At 66.2% G+C, this 1,910-nt stretch carries 3 protein-coding genes; all 3 read right to left on the bottom strand.

The window, feature by feature from the left end; genetic code table 11:
• A partial coding sequence (locus tag VTU_RS30355) for a SwmB domain-containing protein (protein ID WP_010110582.1) occupies positions 1-351 on the bottom strand: 351 nt, incomplete at its 3' end.
• Between the two features lie 711 nt (positions 352-1,062).
• Complete coding sequence (locus VTU_RS32225) at positions 1,063-1,479, bottom strand: choice-of-anchor U domain-containing protein (RefSeq protein ID WP_081479951.1); 417 nt, start codon at positions 1,477-1,479, stop codon at positions 1,063-1,065.
• The coding region (locus tag VTU_RS30350) for a SwmB domain-containing protein (RefSeq protein ID WP_040894305.1) at positions 1,428-1,910 on the bottom strand (483 nt) is incomplete at its 5' end. The genes VTU_RS30350 and VTU_RS32225, both read right to left, overlap by 52 nt.

Genomic DNA, 1,910 nt, shown 5'->3' with positions numbered 1-1,910 from the left:
GACGGCCTGGTCGTCGAAGCTTGCCGCGTCGTTGCCGGCCGCGTCCTGCACCATAGGGTCGGATGCGGGCTTGGTGTATTTGACGAGCACGGCCTCGCCGTGGGCCACGGCGCGGCTCAGCGTGAGCGTGACGGTCTTGGCGGTGGCATCCACCACGGCGCCGGTGACGGTGATGGCCGCGCCGCCGGGGCTCCTGACCGTAAAGCCGGCGTCGCCCGCGAGCGCGGTCCCGTCGAGGTGATTGGCTTCCGTATAGGTGAGCACCATCCGGTTGCCGGTGACCGTGGCGGTGCTGATCACAGGGGGCGTGTTGTCCGTTGCGGCGGGCGTGTCGTGGGTATTAATCGTCATGGTGTTTCAGTGGTGGATGTACGTTGGCGCATATTCCCTGTCGGCAGGGGACGCGGCGGGGATGGTTCCGGTAATCAGAACCTGGTCACGGTCTTGTCCGGAGGAGCGCGTTGTTCCCTTCTGGCGGCGTGCGCCAAGGGGTCATTTCCGATGTGCAGGGACCGGCAACGCAACCCCGACCAGGGGCTGCATGCGCAGTCCCCGGGGAGCGTCGTGAACGGTTTCTTGAATGCTCTGAACCCCTGCCGATCCGGCGGGGTGCCATGACGGGACGCTGCGGGCGCGCATGCGCCAGGCATGCCGTGAGGTCAGCCGCTGCTACGGCGGGGAATGGACGGTTCGGCGTTCTACACATCGCCGTCCCCCTGCGTCGTTTGCGACTTGGCGGGGTCCGTTGTGCAGCGGCGTCCGCTGGCCTGGGAAGCATGTCGATGCACAGCGCGTTCAAGCAGCGCCAAGCCCCTGCCAACGGGTGGGGGAGGCGATGCATGCAAGGGAGATGTCATTTGGCATGCCGTGCATCATCCGCGATGAATTGCCGTTTCATGCCGGTAAATGCCAAGGAGATCGCTCTTCAACCCTCCTTCTTGCGCCATCTTTTTTGATCAGGTAAGGAGCGCGTTCCATGGCCATGGGCACGGGGTGAACGGCATTCCAGCGCACGACGTCGGCATGGCCCCGTGCGTCCGTGGCTACGGATGCATGGAAGATTCAGAACCAGAACCCGCCATGCGCCCCATCGGACGCCAGCCCCATGAGGGACAGCGACCTATTCGCTGCGGCACCGGGCGCGGTGATGACGCCGTCGGCCTTGCCATCGGCGTCGAACGCTCCGCCATCCTGGGTCGAGAAGTCTAGTCGCAGCCGCTCGCCTTCGTTCACCATCTTGCCGCCGGAAGGGCCGCTCGCCAGGCTCGCCCAGGTGCCGGTACCGTCTTGCTGTTGAAGTCCGTCGCGTCGTTGCCTGCCGCATCCTGGATCACATTGTCGGTTGCAGGCTTGGCGTAGCTGATGGTCAGCGCCTCCCCTGGTCACGGCGCGGCTGAGCGTCAGCGTGACGGTCTTGGCCGTCGCGTTCACCACGGCGTCGGTGACGGTGATGGCCGTGCCAGCGGCGCTGCTGACCACAAGGGCCGCGGCGTGGCTTGCGTCCAGGCTGTTCGCTTGTTGTTCGTCACCGCCTGGTTGGTGAGGTTGCTCGCGTCGTTGCCCGCTGCGTCTTGCAGCACGTTGTTGCCGGTTGCGGGCTTGGTGTAGCTGAGGTTCACCGCTTCGCCACGGTCCACGGAACGGGTCAGGCGCAGGGTCACGGTCTTGGCCGTGGCGTTGACCGTGACGCTCTCGACGGCTATGGCGACGCCACGGCTGCTACTCACCGCAAAGGCCGCGACTGGCGCCGGATGGGCAGCATCCAGACCCAGGCCACTCGCCTCGGTGTAGCTCAGAACCAGATCGCGCCCGCTGACCGTGGCGGTGCCGAGCACCGGAGCCGTGGTGTCGGCTGCGGAGTTGTTCGTCACCGGCTGGTTCGCAAGATCGCCCGCGTCGTTGCCCGCTGC

Source organism: Verminephrobacter aporrectodeae subsp. tuberculatae At4 (assembly GCF_000193225.1).
Taxonomy (GTDB): domain Bacteria; phylum Pseudomonadota; class Gammaproteobacteria; order Burkholderiales; family Burkholderiaceae_C; genus Acidovorax; species Acidovorax aporrectodeae.
This window is presented reverse-complemented; position numbering and strand designations above follow the sequence as displayed.